General features: G+C 39.0%; 13 protein-coding genes. 7 read left to right on the plus strand and 6 right to left on the minus strand.

Features of this window, described 5'->3' with window-relative positions:
• The first annotated feature begins 371 nt into the window (after nt 1–371).
• The 5 genes from AVZ68_RS10100 to dptH all read left to right on the plus strand — a co-directional run bounded on the left by AVZ68_RS10100 (nt 372) and on the right by dptH (nt 12,175).
• Nucleotides 372–1,817, plus strand: a complete 1,446-nt coding sequence (locus tag AVZ68_RS10100) for an MDR family MFS transporter (protein WP_059104430.1) — start codon at nt 372–374, stop codon at nt 1,815–1,817.
• Between the two features lie 140 nt (nt 1,818–1,957).
• Nucleotides 1,958–2,590, plus strand: a complete 633-nt coding sequence (locus AVZ68_RS10105; protein ID WP_059104431.1) for an MFS transporter — start codon at nt 1,958–1,960, stop codon at nt 2,588–2,590.
• 415 nt (nt 2,591–3,005) lie between these two features.
• The gene (gene dptF, locus AVZ68_RS10110; RefSeq protein WP_059104432.1) at nt 3,006–5,405 is read left to right on the plus strand and encodes a DNA phosphorothioation-dependent restriction protein DptF; all 2,400 of its coding nucleotides are present in this window, start codon (nt 3,006–3,008) and stop codon (nt 5,403–5,405) included.
• A 4-nt stretch (nt 5,406–5,409) separates the two neighbouring features.
• Entirely contained in the window at nt 5,410–6,816 is a 1,407-nt protein-coding gene (dptG, locus tag AVZ68_RS10115; RefSeq protein ID WP_059104433.1) for a DNA phosphorothioation-dependent restriction protein DptG, read from the plus strand.
• Nucleotides 6,797–12,175 (plus strand): DNA phosphorothioation-dependent restriction protein DptH, encoded by a 5,379-nt coding sequence (dptH, locus tag AVZ68_RS10120; RefSeq protein ID WP_059104434.1) that lies wholly within the window; start codon nt 6,797–6,799, stop codon nt 12,173–12,175. Before dptG ends, dptH begins: the two co-directional genes overlap by 20 nt.
• 33 nt (nt 12,176–12,208) lie before the next feature.
• Here the strand turns inward: dptH and AVZ68_RS10125 are convergent, their stop codons facing one another.
• The 5 genes from AVZ68_RS10125 to dndB are packed head-to-tail and all read right to left on the minus strand — an operon-like array spanning nt 12,209 to nt 18,375.
• On the minus strand, nt 12,209–13,336 hold the full coding sequence (locus AVZ68_RS10125; protein WP_059104435.1) for a cysteine desulfurase family protein: 1,128 nt from the start codon (nt 13,334–13,336) through the stop codon (nt 12,209–12,211).
• A 13-nt stretch (nt 13,337–13,349) separates the two neighbouring features.
• Nucleotides 13,350–13,718, minus strand: coding sequence for a DNA sulfur modification protein DndE (gene dndE, locus AVZ68_RS10130; protein ID WP_059104436.1), 369 nt, complete (start codon nt 13,716–13,718; stop codon nt 13,350–13,352).
• On the minus strand, nt 13,715–15,694 hold the full coding sequence (gene dndD, locus AVZ68_RS10135) for a DNA sulfur modification protein DndD (protein ID WP_059104437.1): 1,980 nt from the start codon (nt 15,692–15,694) through the stop codon (nt 13,715–13,717). The genes dndE and dndD overlap by 4 nt, the downstream gene beginning before the upstream one ends.
• Before the next feature lie 12 nt (nt 15,695–15,706).
• Nucleotides 15,707–17,269 carry a DNA phosphorothioation system sulfurtransferase DndC gene (dndC, locus tag AVZ68_RS10140; protein ID WP_059104438.1) on the minus strand — a complete coding sequence of 521 codons (1,563 nt, stop codon included), beginning with the start codon at nt 17,267–17,269 and terminating at the stop codon, nt 15,707–15,709.
• Complete coding sequence (gene dndB, locus AVZ68_RS10145; protein WP_437182690.1) at nt 17,266–18,375, minus strand: DNA sulfur modification protein DndB; 1,110 nt, start codon at nt 18,373–18,375, stop codon at nt 17,266–17,268. The genes dndC and dndB overlap by 4 nt, the downstream gene beginning before the upstream one ends.
• A gap of 255 nt (nt 18,376–18,630) precedes the next feature.
• Here dndB and AVZ68_RS10150 point away from each other — a divergent pair, with 255 nt between their 5' ends.
• Entirely contained in the window at nt 18,631–19,176 is a 546-nt protein-coding gene (locus AVZ68_RS10150; RefSeq protein ID WP_059104439.1) for a histidine phosphatase family protein, read from the plus strand.
• A gap of 131 nt (nt 19,177–19,307) precedes the next feature.
• On the plus strand, nt 19,308–21,089 hold the full coding sequence (locus AVZ68_RS10155; protein WP_059104440.1) for a S9 family peptidase: 1,782 nt from the start codon (nt 19,308–19,310) through the stop codon (nt 21,087–21,089).
• Nucleotides 21,090–21,129: 40 nt separating this feature from the next.
• Here the strand turns inward: AVZ68_RS10155 and AVZ68_RS10160 are convergent, their stop codons facing one another.
• A complete protein-coding gene (locus AVZ68_RS10160; RefSeq protein ID WP_059104441.1) occupies nt 21,130–22,047 on the minus strand; it encodes a proline dehydrogenase family protein in 918 nt (305 codons plus the stop codon).
• Between the last annotated feature and the right edge of the window lie 30 nt (nt 22,048–22,077).

Consider the following 22,077-nt stretch of genomic DNA (forward strand, 5'->3'; position numbering starts at 1 on the left):
TGGTAGTTGGGGGCTTCCCCCTGCGAGAGTAGAACGTTGCCGGGCAGTACCGAAAAGCGTAGGCGGGGTCGAGCAGAAGCGCGAAAAATCTCGATGCTTCTACCCGCCGTAGCTAGACAAAACCCCACCTTTTTAGGTGGGGTTTTTTGTGTGTAAAAAGGGAAGCCAAAAACGGCTGCTGATGAAGGGGAATCGCTGATAAGCGACAATAAAGATGTTCTGCAAACGGAGCATTAGATTGAATGGACATGATCATGTTCAGAGCAAATTTTTTGTCTTTAAGAATGAGTGCTTCACAATTGCGCCTTCTTCCATAAAAGCGTATACTTGTTTATTAGTCTGTGAAACTGCGACATCATAGGAGTGCTTGTATGAATCAAAATGAAAACTACAGCAAAGTATTGATCGCGGCTTTATTAATAGCAGGTTCTTTTGTAGCGATTTTGAATCAGACATTGATGATCACTGCCATTCCTCCAATCATGGAAGAGATGAATATTACAGCAAACACGGCGCAGTGGTTAACGACGGTGTTTATGCTCGTCAACGGAATTATGATACCGGTTTCTGCTTTTTTGATTGAAAAATTTACAACGCGACAGCTTTTCTTGACAGCAATGGGGGTCTTTACGCTCGGTACATTGTTGGGTGGGCTAGCGACGAACTTCCCTTCCTTAATGGCCGCGCGTGTCATTCAATCGGCAGGTGCCGGGGTGATGCTTCCCCTTATGCAGACGATTTTTCTTCTGATTTTTCCGGTGGAACGTCGGGGGGCAGCTATGGGCTATATTGGTCTCGTTATTTCGTTTGCTCCGGCGATCGGTCCGACGATTTCTGGATGGGTAACGTCGAATTATGAGTGGCGTTATTTATTTTGGGGCATTCTTCCTCTAGCACTTCTTATGATGGTCGTTGCTTATGTTGTAATGAGAAACGTTACGGAGCTCAAGCATCCAAAAATTGATTTGGGTTCGGTCATCTTATCCTCATTTGGCTTTGGTGGATTGCTCTATGGCTTTACGAGTGCCGGTAATAACGGGTGGGGAAGTCCGATCACGCTGACCGTTCTTACTGTGGGACTTGTCGCCATCGTGCTCTTTATTTTTCGCCAGCTTCGTATGGAGCACCCGATGCTCGAATTAAGAGTGTTTACACAGAGAACGTTCACCCTTTCTACGATCATTTGCGGTATTGGTTTTTTGGGGTTGATCGGACTGGAAACGTTGATTCCTTTGTATCTGCAAAACATGCGTGGGTTTACGGCGATGGAAGCGGGGCTTGTTTTATTGCCTGGCGCTTTGCTAGCCGGGTTGATGTCGCCGATTACGGGTCGCATTTTTGACCGGATCGGCGCGCGACTGCTAGCTATTCTGGGACTCATTCTAATGACGGTTTCGACGTTTGCGTTTCTATTTGTTGATACAACGACGTCACTTGTTTTTCTGGCAGTGATGTTTGCCATCCGTATGTTTGGTTTTTCCATGGTGATGATGCCAGTGAATACTGCTGGCTTAAATACAATGCCGCCTAAGTTAATCCCGCATGCCGCAGCGGTTACGAATACGACGCGACAGATGGCAGCCTCAATTGGAACAGCGTTGCTGGTCTCAGCGATGACAACGACCGCCCAGGTCACAAACTCGAATCCAAGGATCACCCATCCAGACATATTAGGCGCCATCGTCTCCTTTGGATTGATTGGCCTGTTGACGGTCATTGCGCTGTTGTTGTCTTTGCGGTTGAAGCAAACCTATCCGCCTACAGACGAAGAATGGGACGCCGCTCAAAAGCAAATGCAGCGCCGGAACTCGGCATGATAACGAGCGGGAGCGCAGCCTGTTGACAGAGGGGCAGTCTCTTTAGAGAGCTGCTCTTTTGTGTGCGAGCAGTCGCATAGAGAGCCCTGGTTATTCTGAACTGAAATAAGAGGTGTAACAGAATAAAAGCAGCGGTTTACTTGGAAAATGATAAAATTCGCGTGGTGCTGAGTTTTTGCAAAGGCGCTCCTTATGTGGCAAAGATCTATTTGTTGTTTTTCGGTACTACCGAGTTCATGACGGAGATTAATTCCCTTGAAGCAGCGTTTGCAAGGGGCGTGCTGTTATTATCGGATACGAGTTACGGGTTTTTGTTGAGTGTTTTTGGAGCAGGCATAATCATTGGTTCAATGATTAATTCGCTCTTTGCGAAACAGCTTGCCGTGAATCGCTTAATTGGCTTTGGCACAACGTTTGCTGCGGTAGGTTATGTACTTCTGTATGGGTCACACCACCTCTATGTTGCTGCGGCAGGCGTATTTTTAATTGGGCTTGCTGTAACATTTGCAAATACAGGTTTCTTGACGTTTTACCAAAATCATGTACCAGTTAAAGTTATGGGGCGATTTGGCAGCATCTTTAGCATTATTGAAGCAGTGTGTATTGTGGGCTTGACTACGTTAATTGGCTTAGCCGCGGAGTTAGCATCCATTCGCCCGGTTGTACTCATAAGTTCAGGGGGCTTTGTCCTACTGGCTTTGTTCGCATTAAAGGCTGTGATGGGAAGAGAGCGGGAACGGTATTTTAGCGAAGGGCTATACCATGATAAATGAATGTAACGCAGTACCTTTTGCGATTGTTAATCAAGATGTTCTTTAGGGCACCAAACGTCGGACTGTACAAAGGGTTAAGGAAAAATTTGTGATCTATAATGTATTCTATTCGTTTCGTTACTTTGCCTCAAGTGAAAAGTAAATAAATCGCTGAAATATTCGCGTTATATTGTTAGGTGCTAGTTCATATAACTCTTAGATGTCAAATAAGCTCTTTTAACGTATACTGATCACAGGAAGTATTACTTAGCCTTTTTTGAAAGGACTCAAATCTAGGGATTTCGTTTATTACCAGGAAGTTTTCATTGGATTTATTTAGTGAAGATAGTATATGTGCTACAATATTCCTGTGTGTGCAATTCGAAATGGTTTTGTACGCATCTTTAGTACCGCTTATCTAGAAGGAGTGAACTTCATGAGCTCAGATTCTCAGTACTTCTTTCAATTTCTGTATGATTTACAAGCTGATATAGCTGAGTCAGGGAAGAAGATTGAAGAATTATTATATAATTACCCAGATACGGCGATATCCGAGGCTCGTAAGTTTTCCGAGCTCATCATTAATGACGTGCTCCAAAAAGAGAACTATAATATTAACGAACTTAAAAAGTTTTATGAGCGTGTACATTTTTTATCTGTTAAAGAGATTTTAACACCCCAAATAAAGCGTTCACTAGATATTATACGTACAACAGGAAATAAAGCTATACATGGTACAGAAAAATACTTAGGAGTATCTGATGCATTAAGGATCTATAAACAATGCTATATATTAGCAGATTGGTATGCGAGTAACTATTCATTGGATCTCATTATACCTGAATTTATTGAGCCTCGCCCAGTAAAGTCGGAATCTATTAACGAGAATAAAATTATGGAAGCTGTGCAAGCAGCATTATTAAAGAATCAAAGTCATCAAGCACTTCAAAGTGAAGAAATTCAGGAAAAAGTTACGGAGGAACAAGCCTCACCGATTAACTGTAATGAGATTGAAAACGAGAAAGCAAAAGAATACCAAGTAAGTAACGTAGCGGAAATTCCTGTTTGGGGGCAAATTGCTCGAAAAAACAATAGCAGTAGCAACTTACTAAAAGAATTGAAAAAGCTGCAGGATTCTTCACAGGAAGCCATTGAAAATGCTGATTCATTTAGTGATTTTAAACAATATATGCATATTGAGCGTAAAGTGCAAAAAGATGTGGAAGAAGTACTTACTTTAGCAAAAGAACAATCAGGTTCCCAAATTGTTTTATTATGTGGGAGTGTTGGGGATGGTAAATCTCATTTGCTTGCTTATTTAAGAGAAAATAAGCCCGAATTACTTGAAGGCTATAGGGTAATTAACGATGCTACTGAAAGCTATAGTCCCGAAAAGAATGCGATTGAGACGTTAGGGGAAGTGTTAAGTAATTTTTCAGATCAAAACATTGATAGTTCGACTGAAAGAATCATTCTAGCCATTAATGTAGGTGTGCTTCATAACTTCCTTACATATAATTTTCAAGAACTCGAGTTTGGAAAGCTCAAAAGTTTTATTGATGATAGTAAAGTGTTCTCTAACATTGTAATGGAAAATAATAGTGATGAACATATGCATATTGTTGGGTTTACTGATTATAAGTCTTACGAGCTATCGAAAAAAGGCTTCTCATCAGAATTATTTGAAGGCATCATTGAACATATTTTTAGAAAAGATAAATCCAATCCATTCTTTCGATCTTATTTGAAAGATCTAGAAGTTAGCCAAAGGTTGGTCATTCATGAAAACTTTGAGTTTATGAGTGCTCCAATTGTTCAAAAATCAATTGTTCAACTTGTCATCAGATCAATTATTGAACATAAACTCGTTATTTCGACGAGAGCTTTTTATAATTTTATCGCGGATATTCTTATACCAGAATTATACAATAAAAAGACTGAAGAAGAAATTTCAAGTGAGTTTGAGAAGTTTAGTATGATGACACCAAACTTACTCTTTAACCGACCCGAAAGATCGCCAATCCTTCAACAGATGAATGTATTAGACCCAGTAAATATTAGAAATGAAGTAGTTGACCAAGTGATCGTAGATGCGAATACATCCTTAGACGCTGAACATTTTACGGAAGAGTATTTTTCCGATGACACTGTCTCAGCTGAGTGGCTAAAGCCAATTTCTGAAATGTTAATGTCTAATGACTCAGTAGCTACTCAAGGTGATGTGAATCGTTTTGTAAAAACGTTAATCAGGATACAATCTTTAATTAATAAAACCTTTTTCGAATCGGTCGAACCAGATTCATATAGGTTATATCAACAATATTTGTATAGCTACAATTATGGTAAACCTGATAAGCACTTAAAAGCGTTATTTAACCTTATTAAAGGCTCTGTATTTAAATGGCAAGGTAGTCCACAGCCTGGTTTAATTTATGTGGATCAAAGCGGTGCAAAATATGAAGTCGCACAACATTTAGAGATTGAAGCGTATACAAAGCATCTTCAACGTCGAGAAGAAGAGAAATTTTATAGTTTTAAGTCAACCCTAACTGTAAGTTATGCTCGAAAAGGTGCCAGTAAGCAAAAAAGTGAAGATATTGAAAAAGTTGATTTAGAAGTAGATTATAGTTTATTTGCTCTTCTTTATAAACTAAATAGTGGATATCGACCAAACAAGAAAGATAAGGATGACGCTATTAAGTTTTTTGAGTTTATCGATCAAATCATGCAATTTGGTGACCGCACAGATGAAATTTTTGTTCAAGTCCTAGGAGAAAACAAGAAGTTTAAGTTGTATAAAGATGAGTTCAATGGTTACTCATTTGTAAAGGTGTGAAAGTATGGATCATTACGGTTTTAATGAGGATATTCGAAATCGTGTAAGAAAAGAAGGAGCGAAGCCTTCCCATAATCAAGAGACATTATTACGAGAAGCTGTACCATTTAACTCGAAATCTCATCAAGTAACAAAGAACTTTAAAACAATTTTAACTCCAATATTAGGTGAATTTACGCGAGCAGTTTCTAATGTTTCATTAGTGAAAGAGGCCGCACAATCTGACGAAATGGAAACGTATATTGAGAGTTTACTCGTGCAAGTGGCTGAGGATGTTGATGTAGATGACGAAGAAAGTCGTAATGATTTAGTTCGTTTTTTAAAAACCTTTCTTTTTGCTGAAGGTGGAGAGATTAATCCTGTCCACCCAGCCATCTATAAATTTATTCCTACAAAATTAAGTAAGGCAGCTGTTGAGAGAAGATTGGCCATCTATGCAAAGGAGGCGCTCGTTCAAGATAAGCATGTTTTCGCAGAAATCTTTAACAAAACTGGCCAAGAGGATATTATAACGGGCTTAATTCTAGAGAAGTTAGACGACGGAGTTACTGTTGAACGAAAAGATGAGAAACCAAGCTATAAACCGTTATTACCTAAAGTTAGCCGGTTGTTTGAAAACGATCTACGTTTTTTAGCTGAGCATCAACAGTATTTCTTAGAACACTATGCAAAGTTCATTAATTATTTTTTGTTCCTATATCTATCACAATTATCCCTTTGTTTTGATGAATATGAAGGTGGGAAATACGATGAAGTTAGGTCATTTACATATGGAGTGGACTGGGAAGCGATTAACAAACGTAGAGATACTGTAGACGATACTCGCCGATTATTTCAACGAGTTGATAACTTATTTATCCATGTGAATGTGCTTGCACAGCTTAGTCATGTGAATTTTAATGATGGTCGCGATTTTCTCACTTATGTAGATTTAATGGAGCAAGTGCATCAAGCGTCATCTGAAGATCAAGAAAGGTTTTTAATTAACTTAAACGCTTGGATTACTCATTATACTGAACTTATTGAAGTGGAACATGTTAAAGGAAATGCAAATTCAATTGCCGAAGCGTTTCGTAACTTAAAGGAATATGTTGAAAAAGGTGTAAGTGATAAGGTAAGAAGCGAATACAATTCTTCCGTGAAATTTATTGCTAAAGAACATTTCTTGAAAAATAGAGGCAACTTAGGAGCAGTACTAAATGTTAATCAAGACTTTTTATTAATGATGACTGCATTGTGTGTAAAAGACGAACGAATTCCACTAAATCAACTCTTTGCTGAATACGAGAAACGTGGAATTCGTTTTGATAACCATTCACAGGTTGAAGTCATTCAGCTCTTAGATAATTTAAATATTATCGACAAAAAAAGCGATAGTGGTGATGCGCAGTATGTCAAACCAATTTTATAAATTTATTCGCAACTTACTCATAGATTTTTTTAGAAATAATGAAATCACGGCAGGGGATCGTTATTATTTACAATTAGATCGTTCCGAGGAAGTTGAAAGCTTAGTCCGTGAATTGCATGAAGCTATTGATCCTAAAGCAGAATCATTTGAGTATCAGCATAATCATGGAGGAGATGAACCCTACCGTACGTTCTCTCTCCCTTTTGAGAATACAAAGTTAGTTGTTGCGCATACAGCAGGTAATGTTAAGCCAGATTACTTGGTTACACTTCGAAATCAAGTAGGTGAACAAAAAGGTGTATGGGAAAATACAGCGTTAATTAGCATTGTATCGGAACAACTAGATAGCATTCAGGGCGGGAGTAGTGATCTTCAGAAGAAGGGAATGCCACTTCATCCTAATGAAATTTATAATGTGATTTCAAGAGATTTAAAGGAAACGGTCCTCTCTAAAAGTGAAAAGTTATTAGTACAAAGTACTCTAGATTACTTAATACAAGATACATCGATCTTTAAAGTAAGTTTATTTGACTTTGAAGATTACGTCTCTCTATTAGAACAACCTGAGCTTACAGTGACGGACTGCAATAATTTTGGGTTATTTAAAGATGAGAACCTTGCGTTTTTTAGTGATAAAGAACTAAAACAAAGAATTGAGCACAATCGAGATCTCTATGCCTATGTTCAGAAGGCCCATGAAGTTGATGATGTTCCTGGTGATTTGAGTCATATATTTGTTTCAGCTGGAATTGAAAAGTTAAAAAAAGATGATTGGAATGAAGTGAGTTTCAATGAAGTCAATCGTTACGCTGAACAAAAGCAAGCGGAGAAGAGGAGTCTAAAAGTAGAATTAAAGTCAATTCAACCAGATGGAGGGTATGTAATGTGGGAGAAACCACAATCAGAAACTGCGTCTGGGCTTAGGAAGCGTCACGTTATTCTTTTCAACCCCGAAAGGCACAAAGTGATTGGACTAAATTTAAGCTTTGATATTGAGGGTAGTAAAAAGAGAATACTATCCACGGAATATTTTGAACCAAAAAGAAAAGCCTACGATGTTGTTACGAGTGGGAGAAAAGCTACAATAACAAAAGAAGTAACAGGAGACAAAGCAGAATTCTTCAAAGTGAAGTACAAGCATGAGGGAAATGGCACAAAGGCCGTTGATTTGTTTGTCGCCGTTGTTCCTTTTGAAGAAATTGTACTTACAAAGTATAAGAGTAGTTTCTTAGTAAAGACTTCAAAAAGAGCAGCGGTAGAAATTAACTCTGATACGGATACGTGGATGTTTGGGGCTGGTTCGGAGCCTAAGGACTTACACAACTTTACGGCAGAAGACCCGGCGTTTTTAGAAGAGGGAGTGTCGTTGGCGATTAGTCCTCATCAAAATGCTCTGGATGAAGAAGGCAATTTCGAGTTCGAATTGGAATATAATCAAGCAATTACACCTTTTCTAATAAAGACTAATGAAGTTAACCCTACCTTCCCGATTCGGGGGCGGATGATCTGGAAGCAAAAGCGTGAGTTACAATCAGATTTTAATATGACTCAGGATAATAAGTTAGTAATGGGTTCTCGTGAGTATTATATGCATAGTACTTATAAGTATTTTCTTGAATGGGAAAGTAAATGGATTAAACATGATTATTTACATGGAGTATTAAACTCAGGTGAACTAGTTGTTGACGAAAATTATGATAATCAAGAATTAGCAAAGCCTGTTAAAGAAGCATATTATCGGTACTTAATGTACTTTAAAAAGAATCCGACGACACCAACGTTAGCCTATCTTACTCCTGAACTAAAAGAACGTGCAATTGATTACGTTGATGCGTTTATCAATGAATTAAAAGAATTAGATGAAACTAATTCTCCTAGTAGAAAACGGAAACACTTAATGGAACTTGGTGTATTAAGTGCTGAAGAGCAGGGCTCTCTATACTTAACACCATTTCATCCTTTAGTTGTTGCATACCAACTTACCTTAAATGATCATCTAGGCTCCGAGGAAGTAAATCAAGCAATATTGTCGCGTTTAAAACCAGATGCATTATTACCGTTTATGTACGGTCCAGAAGATGTATTGTATAAGCCAGATTCACAAACAGATGCGCTAGAATGGGTTCGATACAAAGCGGTGAAAGAAGTAACAGTTGCAGATGCAAATTCATATCTGGATAAAGTTATTACTGACAAAATCAAACAGTTTATTAGCCACTTTGATTATTTATTTATCCGTTCCGCGAACGCTCCTTTAAAACTAAGTGTCGTAAATATATCGAATGATAAGCCTGTATTAAAAGGGCTAATTCGCACAATGGTGGATAAGATAGACAACAGGGGAATGGAAAAAATTATGCCAGTTGAAGTTACAATCTACCAAGCAGAAGCGATGAATAGTGCTTTTGACCATTTTGTCAAGTTAGACATGAAAGACGAAATTGAAGAATACTTAGATATAAACCTTCGTTCGAAAAACTATGATATTGAAGATGTCATTCGCTTTGTACGTGAGAACGTTTCTTATTACAAAGTCGGCTTAACAAGCCACCAAGAGTATGAGTATGCACATATTTCATTTTATAAGATGAAATCTCGAGAAGCTCTTCAAGAAAAAATGGAAGAGATGGAGACAGGTATGTCTCTAAATGGCTTGGTCACTTCCGTTCCATCGATGAAAGCAGTTGAGGATTATCGTAATGGGTTCGGTGTAAAGGGACTGAGTTATGAATCCAATATCCTTACTAAGACAGCCTATTATGTGAACGAACTAGCTGCAAACATGAATAATGGAGGTTCAAACACGTATCGAAAAGGAGAAGCTATAGTTACTCGAACAGAAAGTGAAGATGAGGATGCCTTAAGAAGAATCTTTAAATCTTCATATTGGGTAACCTTCATCGACCCGCCAGTAGGTTTAAATTACTTCCAGAATTATTACCCTGACTTGATTGTCATTCATTACAACGACCAATATACTTCATCAGCTCGTTTGGATGCAGTCACAGTTACGGACAAGTCTGAGCAGTTTAATCAAGTGGTTAAAACATATCTTAAAGACCAAGGTCGGGACTTTACTAATGAGGATATTGTCGAAATCATAAATGCTTTTAATATGTTTAATGGAGAGTGGTTACTAAATATAATTGGTCGAAAAGGGCACTATGAGAGAGAAAAATTAAGCATTCTTTCTGCTATTAAGTACAGCCTTGCTTATTTTGATCATGAAAATATTACTTGGGTGCCAATATCATTAGAGGAAATCTTGCGAGTAGCTGGAGCAGTGGGTCTCACTCAAAATGATGGTGTCTTTTCGGTGAAAAACCTAGGAAAAACCGGAAGCTTTAGCGATGACCTTCTGCTTGTGGGAATAGAGAATTCTGGTGAAACACTTCGATTACATTTCTATCCTATTGAAGTGAAAATTGGTGAAAATTCTTTAGGGGTTTTAGAGAAGGCTAAGTTACAAGTGACTCGAACAAATAATCTATTGGACGAAAATTTAATTGAAAAAGAAGACGAGGCTATCCCATTTACAAAAGCATTCTATCGTAACTTTTTTGCTCAACTGGTTATTGCAAATATGAAAAAAGTAAATGAACTGGATTTTTGGCCAGAAAAAGGTTATCAGCTTGAAGATAAAACAATTCAAAAACTACTTTCAGGGAATTTTGAGGTTTCGCCAGACTTAAAACCTTATATTTATCAAGGGGGAGTCGTTTCCTTTAAAAAAGATTCATACCACCAATCTTCAGAGCTATATGAGGACGTATTGTTATTAAAATTCACCGATTTAAACGGCTCAGAAGGCTTGATCCTTTCCGTAGAAGAGTTGAAAGAGAGTATATCTAGTGGTTCTTCTGACTTTCGAGTAGAGCATTTATTGAGAAATGAGTACACACCAATTGAAGAAGAGGAATCAACTTTGGTGATATATAAAGTTGAAGCAGATGAATCCTTGTCTAAGGTTGCAGAACCTAAAGGCTTCGGGCCAGTATATGAAAATATCGAACTAAGTGAAGAACCTTTAGACACGAAAGATACGGAAACTCCCGTAGATGGTTTAGGTAGTGAAATTGTGGATGAAGAGAAAAGGGTGCAGCAACCTTATCATGAGTCTAACGTTACCCTTGAAAAGGCCAGGAGAGGAGGGGAGTCTATAGTAGAAGAGAAGATGGATGAGCGTGATGTGGACTCTTGGGTTGAAACACAAGAGGATGTTCAGAAGCCTTCACTAGAAGACACAAGGATACTAATTGGTGAAGCGGAAAACTCTAATCGAAAAATCTATTGGGAGTACGGTAACCCAGGTCTCGCCAATCGACATTTATTAATTTCAGGTAAATCAGGCCAAGGTAAGACATACTTTATGCAGTGTCTTCTTCTAGAGAAAGCGAAAGCTGGAATATCTAGCATTATCATTGATTACACTGAAGGTTTCTTACCGAATCAATTAGAGCCAGAATTTAATGATGCACTAGGAAAACGCATTCAGCAAAAAATTGTGTACAACGACAAATTCCCGATTAATCCATTTAAAGCGAATAAACGAGATATTGGTGGGATTGAATTACCAGAAAATCCCACGGATGTTGCGGAAAGAATTAAAAGTGTTTTTGCCTCGGTATATCGTTCACTTGGAGTACAACAACTAAATGCGATTTATGAGGCGACTTTATCGGGGGTACAGCAATATGGAGATCAGATGACATTACAGCAACTGATGGAAGAGTTACTGGAGGAAGGCTCGAATTATGCAAAGACAGCGGCTTCACAAATTCGCCCATTAATTGATCGCAATCCATTTAACTCGGATCATCAAATGAACTGGAACGATATTATTGATGCGGATGGAAAAGTGTTTATTGTGCAGCTAACGGGATATCCACGTGATGTGCAATTGATGATTACTGAGTTTATTTTATGGGATTTATGGAATTACTCCGTGACTCACGGTAATAAAAACATACCAATGCCAGTTATTATGGATGAAGCTCAAAACCTTGATCATTCAGGAAGCTCACCTTCTACTAGGGTCTTAACAGAGGGAAGGAAATTTGGCTGGTCAGCATGGTTTGCTACTCAATTCTTAAAAAGTCAATTAACTGCAGATGAATTATCACGTGTTCAAAACGCGGCGCAAAAGATTTACTTTGCTCCTCCAGAAGGTGAGATTAGTTATATTGCAGGTAGCTTAAGTAAAGATGGCGCAGAATCTAAACAATACTGGGAAACAAAACTTGCTAATCTAAGAAAAGGTCAGTGTATAGTGCATGGACCACTTATAGACCAGAGAGGAGAATTGACAAAACCAATAGTTACTACTGTTGATATCTCTTCATTAAATGACCGCATATAAATAAAAATGGGAGCCTTAATAGGTTCCCATTTTTTAGAGTTGCTTAAAAATCTCAAGTTCTGTAAGCGAGGTATAAGGCGATAGTGAAAAACGAATCGTTGAACGAACCTCTTCATTATTGTAGCCACTTGCTGCCAATACATGGCTCGGCTTTGTTGAACTGCAAGCTGAACCTGTTGAAGCGGCAATTTCAGAAGCAATATTTTTGAGAAGAATTTCGTTATTAATCCCTTTAAACTGAATGCTAAGGATCCCAGGTATCTTATCAACCTGATCATGGTTAAATTGAAGGACTGAACTAAATTTTTCCCGGAGTAACGAATTTAATTTATCTTCTAATACAAGTAATTGTTTAATATTATTTTTTAATCGTTCATGGGCGAGTTCAGCAGCTTTGCCTAGTCCAACAATATTATGGACAGCCAAAGTACCACTACGATAATCGAACTCTTGTCCACCTCCGTGTAATAGAGGAGTAATGAGAGTGGGTAAGCCATTCTTATCTTTTTTAATCACAGCCACACCGATTCCTTTGGGACCGTTGAACTTATGAGCAGAACAAGAGAGTAAAGTGATACCTGGAAACTGACTTAAATCAGTTTCCATTTTTCCAATGACTTGAGTCGCATCAGTGTGTAAATGGCATTGGTATTGTATGCAGAGTTCAGATATTTTTTTTATAGGTTGCAAGGAGCCAAGTTCGTTATTTCCCCACATAATTGAGCAGAGGACAGGAGGATCATTTCGGAATAATTCCTGCAAATCTTCTAATTGAATGCGACCAAATTGATCGACATCTAAATAAGTGACAACAAATCCTTTAGATTGAAGATACTTGAAGGTTTCGAGAACGGATGGGTGCTCTACCTTACTAGTAACAATATGGACATGTTTGGTACGAGGATCGTGGTGATCAACGATTCCTTTAATCAACATGTTGTTACTTTCAGTTGCTCCGCTTGTAAACACGATTTCTTGAGCATCACAGCCAAGAAGGTTTGCTACATGTTTACGTGCCCGATCGACCTCTTCTTTAGCGTGTGTAGCTTGTGGATAATACTTGCTTGAAGGGTTACCATACTCCTCAAGGAGAAAAGGAATCATAGCATCCTTTACTTCAGGGAGCATTTGAGTAGTTGCACTATTATCAAGGTAAAGCATGGACCCACCCCCTTTATAAATGCATGAGATTACGTAAAAATTTGTCGTGATTACCAGCGTGCTGATATTCTCCAGCCAACAACCGTATACCACGATCTAAATGAGCATTAAAAAGAGCAGGAAAATATTCTTCATCGGCCACCGGGCGGTTTGTATGCTGTGCAATCAAGGTGTGAAATAAATAATCATATTCACCAGTAAGTGTATTTCGATTAAATTCTAGTCCGTCTGCTCCTGATTTTGGTTCAGGAGGTACACCTTCTTGCTGCAATGATAGTGAAATCGCCATTCGAGCTAGAATATTTGGTGTCAAGTTCGTCGTTGAATGCAGTTGTTTAAGTTTGTCTGCAGCGTAGCTGGAAGTTTTTAAACGGAAGTTCATAGTGATCTTACCTCTTGATTATAATGAAAAAAGCCATGTTCTATAGATATCGTTTCGTCTGTAGGTGCGAAATTCAATGTATACTCTTTCGCAACCAAAGGTTCAATTATCGGGTATAGATGAAGGTCGATTTCAGAATTGGTACTTAAGATCATCACCTGTTCACTGCAGTTTGGAATCAGTTTAGAGAGCACCGTTTCCCGATGTTCAACATCTAAGCGACCTAATAAAGTATCAAAGATAAACGGAAATTTAACACCTGAGCACTTAAGCATTGCTAATATGATTGATAAAAGTAGGATCTGTTTTTCCCCTGATGATAGGTGTTCTTTTGGTACCTCTACATGGTTGCGGTTGTATAAACTAATTTCAAATGTTTCGGGATGAATGAGAATCGATGAAACATAATCTTTCTTTCTCATTAAAGCATTCAAAATTTTAGTTGCTTCTATTTGAACTAGCTGTAGCTTTTTCTTAGTTTGTTGCTTTCGAAATTGTTGAGATAAAAGTCGAATCTTGGTTGCCATAAAAAAAGAGTTATTCGCTTTTTCATTTTCAAGTAGTTTCTTTTGAGCAACTTCAATGGATTGTTGTTGTGTACTAATTTCCTGGTTCAGCTCATTCAATTGTCTTTGAACAGAGGAGGATTTCTGTTCTTTTTGAGTGATCTTAACGGAAAGTGATTCAATTTCTTCAAACATATCTTCGAAATCCGTTGTGGTTTGATGATGTTCAAGTTGCTTCCGTATATCCTTGGCCTTTTTAAGTAACCCCTGGTTTTCAGTTAATAACTGTATATACTCATCGATCTTTAAGTTTTCAATGGTATTGGATAGTGCTTCGATTTCACTTCGTTGTTGGAATGAAGCTTGATGTATAAGTTCAACATCCGGCTCTTTAAACATCGAGAGAATCCGTTCTCTTAGGATTTCAGCTTTTGAAGGATCTGGAACAAGTTCACTGATATTAGACTGGAAGTCTCTAGGAGTTAAAGTTTGCTTTACTTGGCTCATCAGCTCAAAATTGTGTTCTTTGCTCATTTGATCTTTTGTTTGGAAAAGTAATTTACGGGCTAAATAAATCGGTAATAGATCTGCGGTAAAGTCTTTTAATTCTTGAATGTTTTGAGTTCGAGTGTTTTCTATTTGATTGACTTCGCTTTGTAATTTTTGACGTTCTTCATCTACAAGTCCGCCATTAATGTTGAAGTCTTTTTTCAACACTTCAACACGTTCTTCAAGTTGAGTGATGTCATGTTGAAGTGAATTATTTTCTAGTGTTAATCTTTCTCGCTGCTTTATAAGATTTGATAGCGCGTTTTCCAAGTCGTATACTTTTGCCTCTTGGTCATTTATAGAATTCTCGATGTTTGCTTGTTTCATATATTGTCCAAGGTCTTCTTCTAAAGAGGAGAACAAATTTAAATTAAATAGTACGCTAGCAGAGGAGCGAAGGTACTCAGAAAGTTGATTATTACTAACGATCTTTGAAATTTCTTCACCGTCAAACAAGCACATATTAAATAGTTCTAACGGAACCTTCTTTTTCAACCCAGTGTGATAAATTTCGCGATCTTTCTCATTTAAGTAATTACCATTTTTCATAATCATAAAATTCTCTTTAAGCTTGTCATTTACGAAGTTCCATTGCCTTGTAAAGCGATATTTGTTTAGTTGGTATTTCTCAACTTCACTAAATTCTAAGATGATTTGAAAGCTATTTTCATTTTGCTTGTAGGCTGGACTATTAAGTAAGGATTTGACTTGTTGCAGATACCGATCATTCTCTGTTGCATAGCCGTATGTGAATGCCCCAAATAAGGAGATTTTAATTGCATTAAGCAGTGTTGTTTTACCGGAACCGTTTTTCCCACCGAACAAAATAACATTTTGGTCCGGTGGTTTTACAGTTAAATCAATTTCATGAACACCTTTATAGGCGCCAATGTTTTTAAAAATTACTTTTTCAAACTTCATTAGTTGGGCTCCTTACAAATGTAGATAATCCTGCTTTAGTGCTTTATCAATTTCTTGGTTAACTCCTCTTCGAATTCGATAACCATTATATTCTTTTTCCATATGAATTAATTTCTTAACTAATTTCATATCTACACCCATTTGTTCTGCAAGAAGTTCGAGATCAGTGATTTGTTCAGAATCAAACGTCTGATGGTCATCATATTCCCAATCTAAGTCGTAGCCCATAATCTCGTTATAAATTTGTGGTAGACGGTCTTCCAAATCCCCATTTTCTAACCAAATTCGACGAATGACTTTTAATTCTCTTTCACTAATTAAGGAATAAGATGGATCTCCAGGTTTTTCTAGGTCGCGTTCGGCTTCAAGTAACCTTCTAAGAATCATCTCACGAGCTTGCATAGTGAAAGGACCAAGGCCAAAACGTTGGTAACGTTCGCCGTCTTGTATTAAGATGTCTGGTTCGTCTCCCTGCGATAAATCGATTCTGTTTTCACGCAAATAATTATTTATGTTTTCTTTCTGTACGATCGTAAAATCAAGAAAGGGGACACGTTGCAATTTACGTCGGGATTTCTTAGGAATAACTACATAATCAATGTGATCAATGGTTTCAATTTTTACATCACGAAAGTATACTTGACCATTCATTCGATATTTTTGACGGTATGAACGTACATCTCGAATGTCAGCTAGCCAATTCCGGAACTCTAGTAATGGTAGCATCCAATCTTCTCCGCTTTCTATGAAGCCGTTTAGTGCCTTATCCTCTGTTACTACCGTGCATGTCCAACAACCGAAACGGCTATTTCCACATGAGCCTGCACTTTCTTTAACAGTCTTATCAACTACAAGAGGACATTCCCCACTAGAAGAGTCTTGATAAAGCTTGTGTAATTCATGGTTATCGTCTCCCCAAGGAGAATCATAATTTAATAAGTATTTCCATACATGGTCAGTACCAAATTGTCGAATGGGGGCAAAGACAAAGGCATTAGACAACGAAGAATGACGCATGAGCACTTTACCTTCTACAGAATGGGATTTCATGACATTCGCCCTCGTTGCACTTTCATTGTCGCGCACTCCGAGTACCATGATTACCTCACCAAACTTAGATACTTTATCAAGAATAAACTGATTGGCAGGATCAATCTTCATCCTGTCTGTACACCAACGGAATTTCTGATTAGGAGATGGATAGCCTCTTCCAATAATGTTTGACCAAAAGGACTTTTCAACAGGAGGTTTTACTTTGTGAGTTTCAATTGGAAGGTCCTGCTCAAGTGCGTGTTCTTGAATCCGTCGTAACGTTTCATTAATAGATGAGATAATTAATGGTGTTTCGACTAAGGTATCGGAAGAGATGACGTAAACCTTCTTATGCAAACTATCTTTCGGAAGCTCCATAAGAGCTTCGAATACAAGTTGAATAACAACAGTCGAGTCTTTTCCACCGCTATACCCTACAACCCAGGGCCTTGAATCATTCAAATACGTTTTTTGAATTAAAATTTTCGACTGTTCAAGCTCTGGAAAATTTCTGTTTATAAGGTTAGTAATTAAATTATTCATTTCAAGACCCCCTCCTGATATTTAGCTTCAATTTCTTGTTCTTGTTCAGCAAGGGGGAGTTTAAGCTTTTCTTTAATTAGATTTGAGGTGAGAATGATCGTTTGATTTGTTTTTGTAATCCTTCCAGTTCTACCAAATGATCTACCCATCCAATCTGAAGTGTTCGATCGATTAAAGTCAATTGTAGAAAGTCGCTTAACATAGGCTTGCCAATCTGAAGGGTGGAATTGATAAAGATAATGACCAATAACCCCTATGGCTTCTAAGAATACACCATGACCATTAATAAAATTGGCACGCAATTCCCGTGGAGTTAGCTCTTTATTTAAAACAAGGTTCCATTCCTGCATGGAATTAATTAGTTCTTTCCAGAAACTTGTTAGATATTCTTTTTCTTGATCGGAGATAAACTCTCCTTTTTTCTTAGCTAATAGCTTTTGGTTTGTATTAAATACGTGATTCAAAGCAAATAATTTCGGAGAGTTTTTGGATAACGACACCTTCTCTTTATCCGTATATCGTGCAAGCAACGGTGTTTCCATAATGATATCTTTCGTCAATAGCGCAAGTTGATCTCTGTGATCGTACAGAATACCGATGGAAGAAGTAGTATTCACCGCATGACGATTAAGGTCAGAAAAAATTTGCTGCGATTTCTTTAAACCTTGATCATGATAAAAAACAACCGAGATAGTTTCTTTTCCAAGCTCTGGTGAAACCTTAAGTGCTTCTTCAATTGCGGCTCTTCGATGCTGACCGTCATTTATGAGGAATTTGGTATCCAGTGATATAATTAAAGTACCTAGATCTTTATAATTAGGCTCCTCACTAAATGAGTGAAACTGAACCTTGCCATCGAGTGATGCGGTCAATGAGGAAAACACATACTCCTTAGAATTTTCCAGCATATAATTAGCAATTTCAGGCACTCTAGTCTTATTTATGATGCGCTGAGCACGGTGCTCAGGAGGAATTTCCTCCTCGTCAAATAGAAAAATTTTAGGTATGAGCCTAAGTGGTACCATAGCTACAAAATAATCCTTATTTCCTTGATAACCACGAAGGGCGGGGAATGTATAACTAAAAGCAGGTTCTATGTCAAACACCTCTTTTACGTACGTAATATTATAAGTTAATTGTAAGATTCACATGACTAGCCGTCAACACTTAAATACTTGATCTCGTATGATTCTTAAGCGTTATATGGGATAGCAGCGTACTGATAACAATAAAAACTAAAAAGAATATAAAAAGGTCACCTTTCTTGTAGAATGTAATTACAGAAAACAATCTTAAGAGAAAGTATCCTAAATCGTTGTATCCACTCTTCATGATACATGCCTAATATCGGAGGGATCGAATTGAAGAAAATATATATTCTAAGACATTGCCAAGCTGAAGGTCAATCACCGGAAGCGCCGCTAACAGACCAAGGCTTCCAACAAGCATTGGAAGTAGCTGATTTCTTTTCCGAAATGCCAATCGACCACATTATTTCAAGTCCATACAAGCGTGCCATTCAATCGATCCAGCCGCTTGCAACGCGAATAAACGTCGAGATAGAAACGAATAGGCAATTAACCGAACGTGTATTAAGTACGAAAAATCTTTCCGACTGGCTGGAAAAACTAAGAGCAACATTTGTGGATAGGGAACTGAAATTTGAAGGCGGAGAGTCCAGCCGTGAAGCAATGAAGCGAATCGTAGAAGTTGTAGAGAAGGCTTTCAGCAGTGAATCCAAAACGACAATCGTTGTAACGCATGGAAATCTCATGTCCCTTTTGTTCAATCATTATAACGAAAACTTTGGGTTTGATGATTGGCAAAGTCTTAGTAACCCTGATATATTTCTTTTGATAAGCGAGCGTAACAAAGTAACGTATGATCGATTATGGAAACAAAAATAGGTGAGGATGTTAATAAGAGCGAGAAAGTGAAAAATCAAAAAGATCTCCCTCTTAATCGTTTTCTTCTGGCTGATTTCAATCTATACTGAAAAATAAGCCCTACTCTACTAATTTGAAGAGGAGATTTCCTAATGCTAACTTTCAATAAGCCAGATGTAACGCAATTCTTCAAAATGTTTACTATTCAAACCTTTGCTGTGAGTCCCAATGAGGATCAGGTGGTGTTCTCGATTAACATCAGTGGCCGTTTTGAGCTATGGGCAATGGACAGCGTTAAACGCTTTCCCTATCAGCTGACCTCGATCGGGCAAAACTGTAACCGTCTCTTGTACAGTAAGGATGGAACGTTTATCATTGCTGCGTTTGATAACGATGGCGATGAAAATACGCAGGCGTACGCATTGCCTCGAGAAGGAGGCGTCCTTAAGCCTCTTTTAGTCGAAGAGGGTGAGCGCCATATGCTTGAAGGGTTGGCAGAAGACGGGGAGCGCCTTTATTATGCGACGACGAGTGGGAACCCTACTTATTTGAATGTGAAACGGTATGATTTAAAAACCGGAGAGGAGGAGCTGTTGCTAGAAGGAGCAGAAGGGGCGACGTGGATTTCTGAGAAAAATAAAGAAGAGAGCCGTTTCATTATTACCAGACTGTTCGCCAACACTTACACGGTGGCGTATGTGCTTGAGGATGGGAAACTCTATTCCATCGTTCCCGATGCGACCAACGTTCACCAGACACAAGGAGCGACGTTTACTTCGGAAAAAGACGTCTATGTAAGCACGAACTACAAGGCTGATCGAAAATATCTCGCTCATTTTGATGCAGAAGCGAAGGTTTTCACAAAGGAGATAGAGCTTGAGGAGGAGTCGATCGAGCGAATTTACACTACGGAAGACAAAAAGAATCTTTACCTGCAAGTAAGCGCTGGGGTTGAAGATAAGCTATATCGTTATAGCCCTGAGAGAAAAGAGTTAGAAGAAATCAAGCTGCCTGTAAGCGTGATCGATCAATTAAGTGTTTCAGAGAGTGGGCGGCTTTACATTCTCGGTCGTACGGCAACCAAATCTTTTAATCTCTATAGGCAAGCCGACCCAGGTTGGGAAGCATTGACGGATGTGAGCGTGCCAGGGGTGGCGGAAGAGGACTTGTCTGAACCGGAAGTTCTGAGGTACCCATCGTTTGATGGACTTCAAATTGAGGCGCTTTATTTTAAACCGCGTCCCGAGGTCGATAATGGTCATCTCATCCTTTGGCCACATGGGGGACCGCAGGCGTCTGAACGTAAAAACTTCTCCTCGTGGTTCCAGTACTTAATCTATGAGGGGTATCATATCGTCGCGCCAAACTTCCGTGGCTCTAGCGATTACGGGGCCGCATTCATGAAAATGGTCGAAGGTGATTGGGGCCACGGGCCGCGGCTCGATAACATTGCCTGTGTGGAGTACATGATTGACAAGGGCTATGCGGATAAAGACAAGGTGCTGTTGATGGGTGGAAGTTACGGGGGCTATATGGCGCTCCTTTTACACGGCAGACATGCAGATTATTTCAAAGCAGTTGTGAATATCTTTGGGGTATCGAATCTCTTTAGCTTCTATGATAGCGTTCCTGAGTTTTGGAAGCCAATGATGACAACATGGCTGGGGGACCCGGTGAAGGATAAGGCGCGGTTTGAAAAAGATTCACCGACGACCTATTTAGAAGGAATGACAAAGCCAATGCTCGTCATTCAGGGGGCGAATGACCCTCGCGTAGTGAAACAAGAATCCGACCAAATTGTGGAATCGCTACGTGCAAACGGGGCGGAAGTCGAATACATCGTATTTGAGGATGAAGGGCACGGATTCTCCAAGACAGAGAACAAGACGATGGTGTGTGAACGTATCCTAGCATTTTTCAATCGGGTGATCTAACGACGAAGAAGCAGCCCCAAAAAGAGGCTGCTTCTTTTCCTTATTTGGAGATAAACCCCCGAATCGCAAATGCAATGTTTTGCGGTCGCTCGGCCAGTCGGCGCATGAAATAGCCAAACCAATCGGTCCCAAACGGCACATACACGCGAACTTTGTATCCTTCTTTGACGAGTTCTTTTTGCAGGTTTTTGCGGAACCCGTAGAGCATTTGAAATTCAAACTGAGCGCGCGGGATGTCACTTTCTCGTGCATACTCTTTGACTTGATCAATAATGCGGTGGTCGTGAGTAGCTATAGCGGTGTAGCTGCCGTTGTCTAAGTGAAGGTAGATAATCTCTAAGAAATTTTTATCAATAGTCGGCTTGTCTTGGTAGGCAACACTCACTGATTCTTTGTACGCTCCTTTTACAAGACGAAGGGGAACTCCCTTTAGACTCTCGACATCCTCTTTGGCTCTGTGTAAATACGCTTGAATGACCGTACCGACGTTATCGTAATCTTGGCGTAATGTTGAGAGCAACTGAAGGGTCTGTTCGCAATGAGAATAGTCCTCCATATCGATACGTATGAAACGCTCATAGCTTTTGGCTACTTCGCAAATCCGTCGCATGTTCGCGAGGCAGAAATCTTTGTCAATATCAAGGCCGAGCTGTGTCAGTTTCAAGGAGAGATTGCAGTTAGCGCCTGTGCTGTTTATCGCTTTTAGGATGTCGATGCAAGCACGCGTCGCTTCCGAAGCCTCCTCCTTTTCCGAAACAAATTCCCCGAGATGATCGAGCGTGCAGCAAAGCCCGTCTGCGTTCAGCTTACGCACATTCTCCATCGCCGCCTCAAGGGTTTGCCCCGCAACGACTTGCGAAGCACCGAACTTTAGCCCCCATTTTTTGGCTGCTTTATTAAGCGATTTGTTTTTTGCCAGCTGCATGAAAAACGATCGTAGCGGCTGTTCTAGAACCATTTGACTTCCCCCTTGGCGCACAGTTTTTTG

The sequence above is a fragment of the Shouchella shacheensis genome (assembly GCF_001484965.1).
In the GTDB taxonomy this organism is placed as follows: domain Bacteria; phylum Bacillota; class Bacilli; order Bacillales; family Bacillaceae_D; genus Shouchella; species Shouchella shacheensis.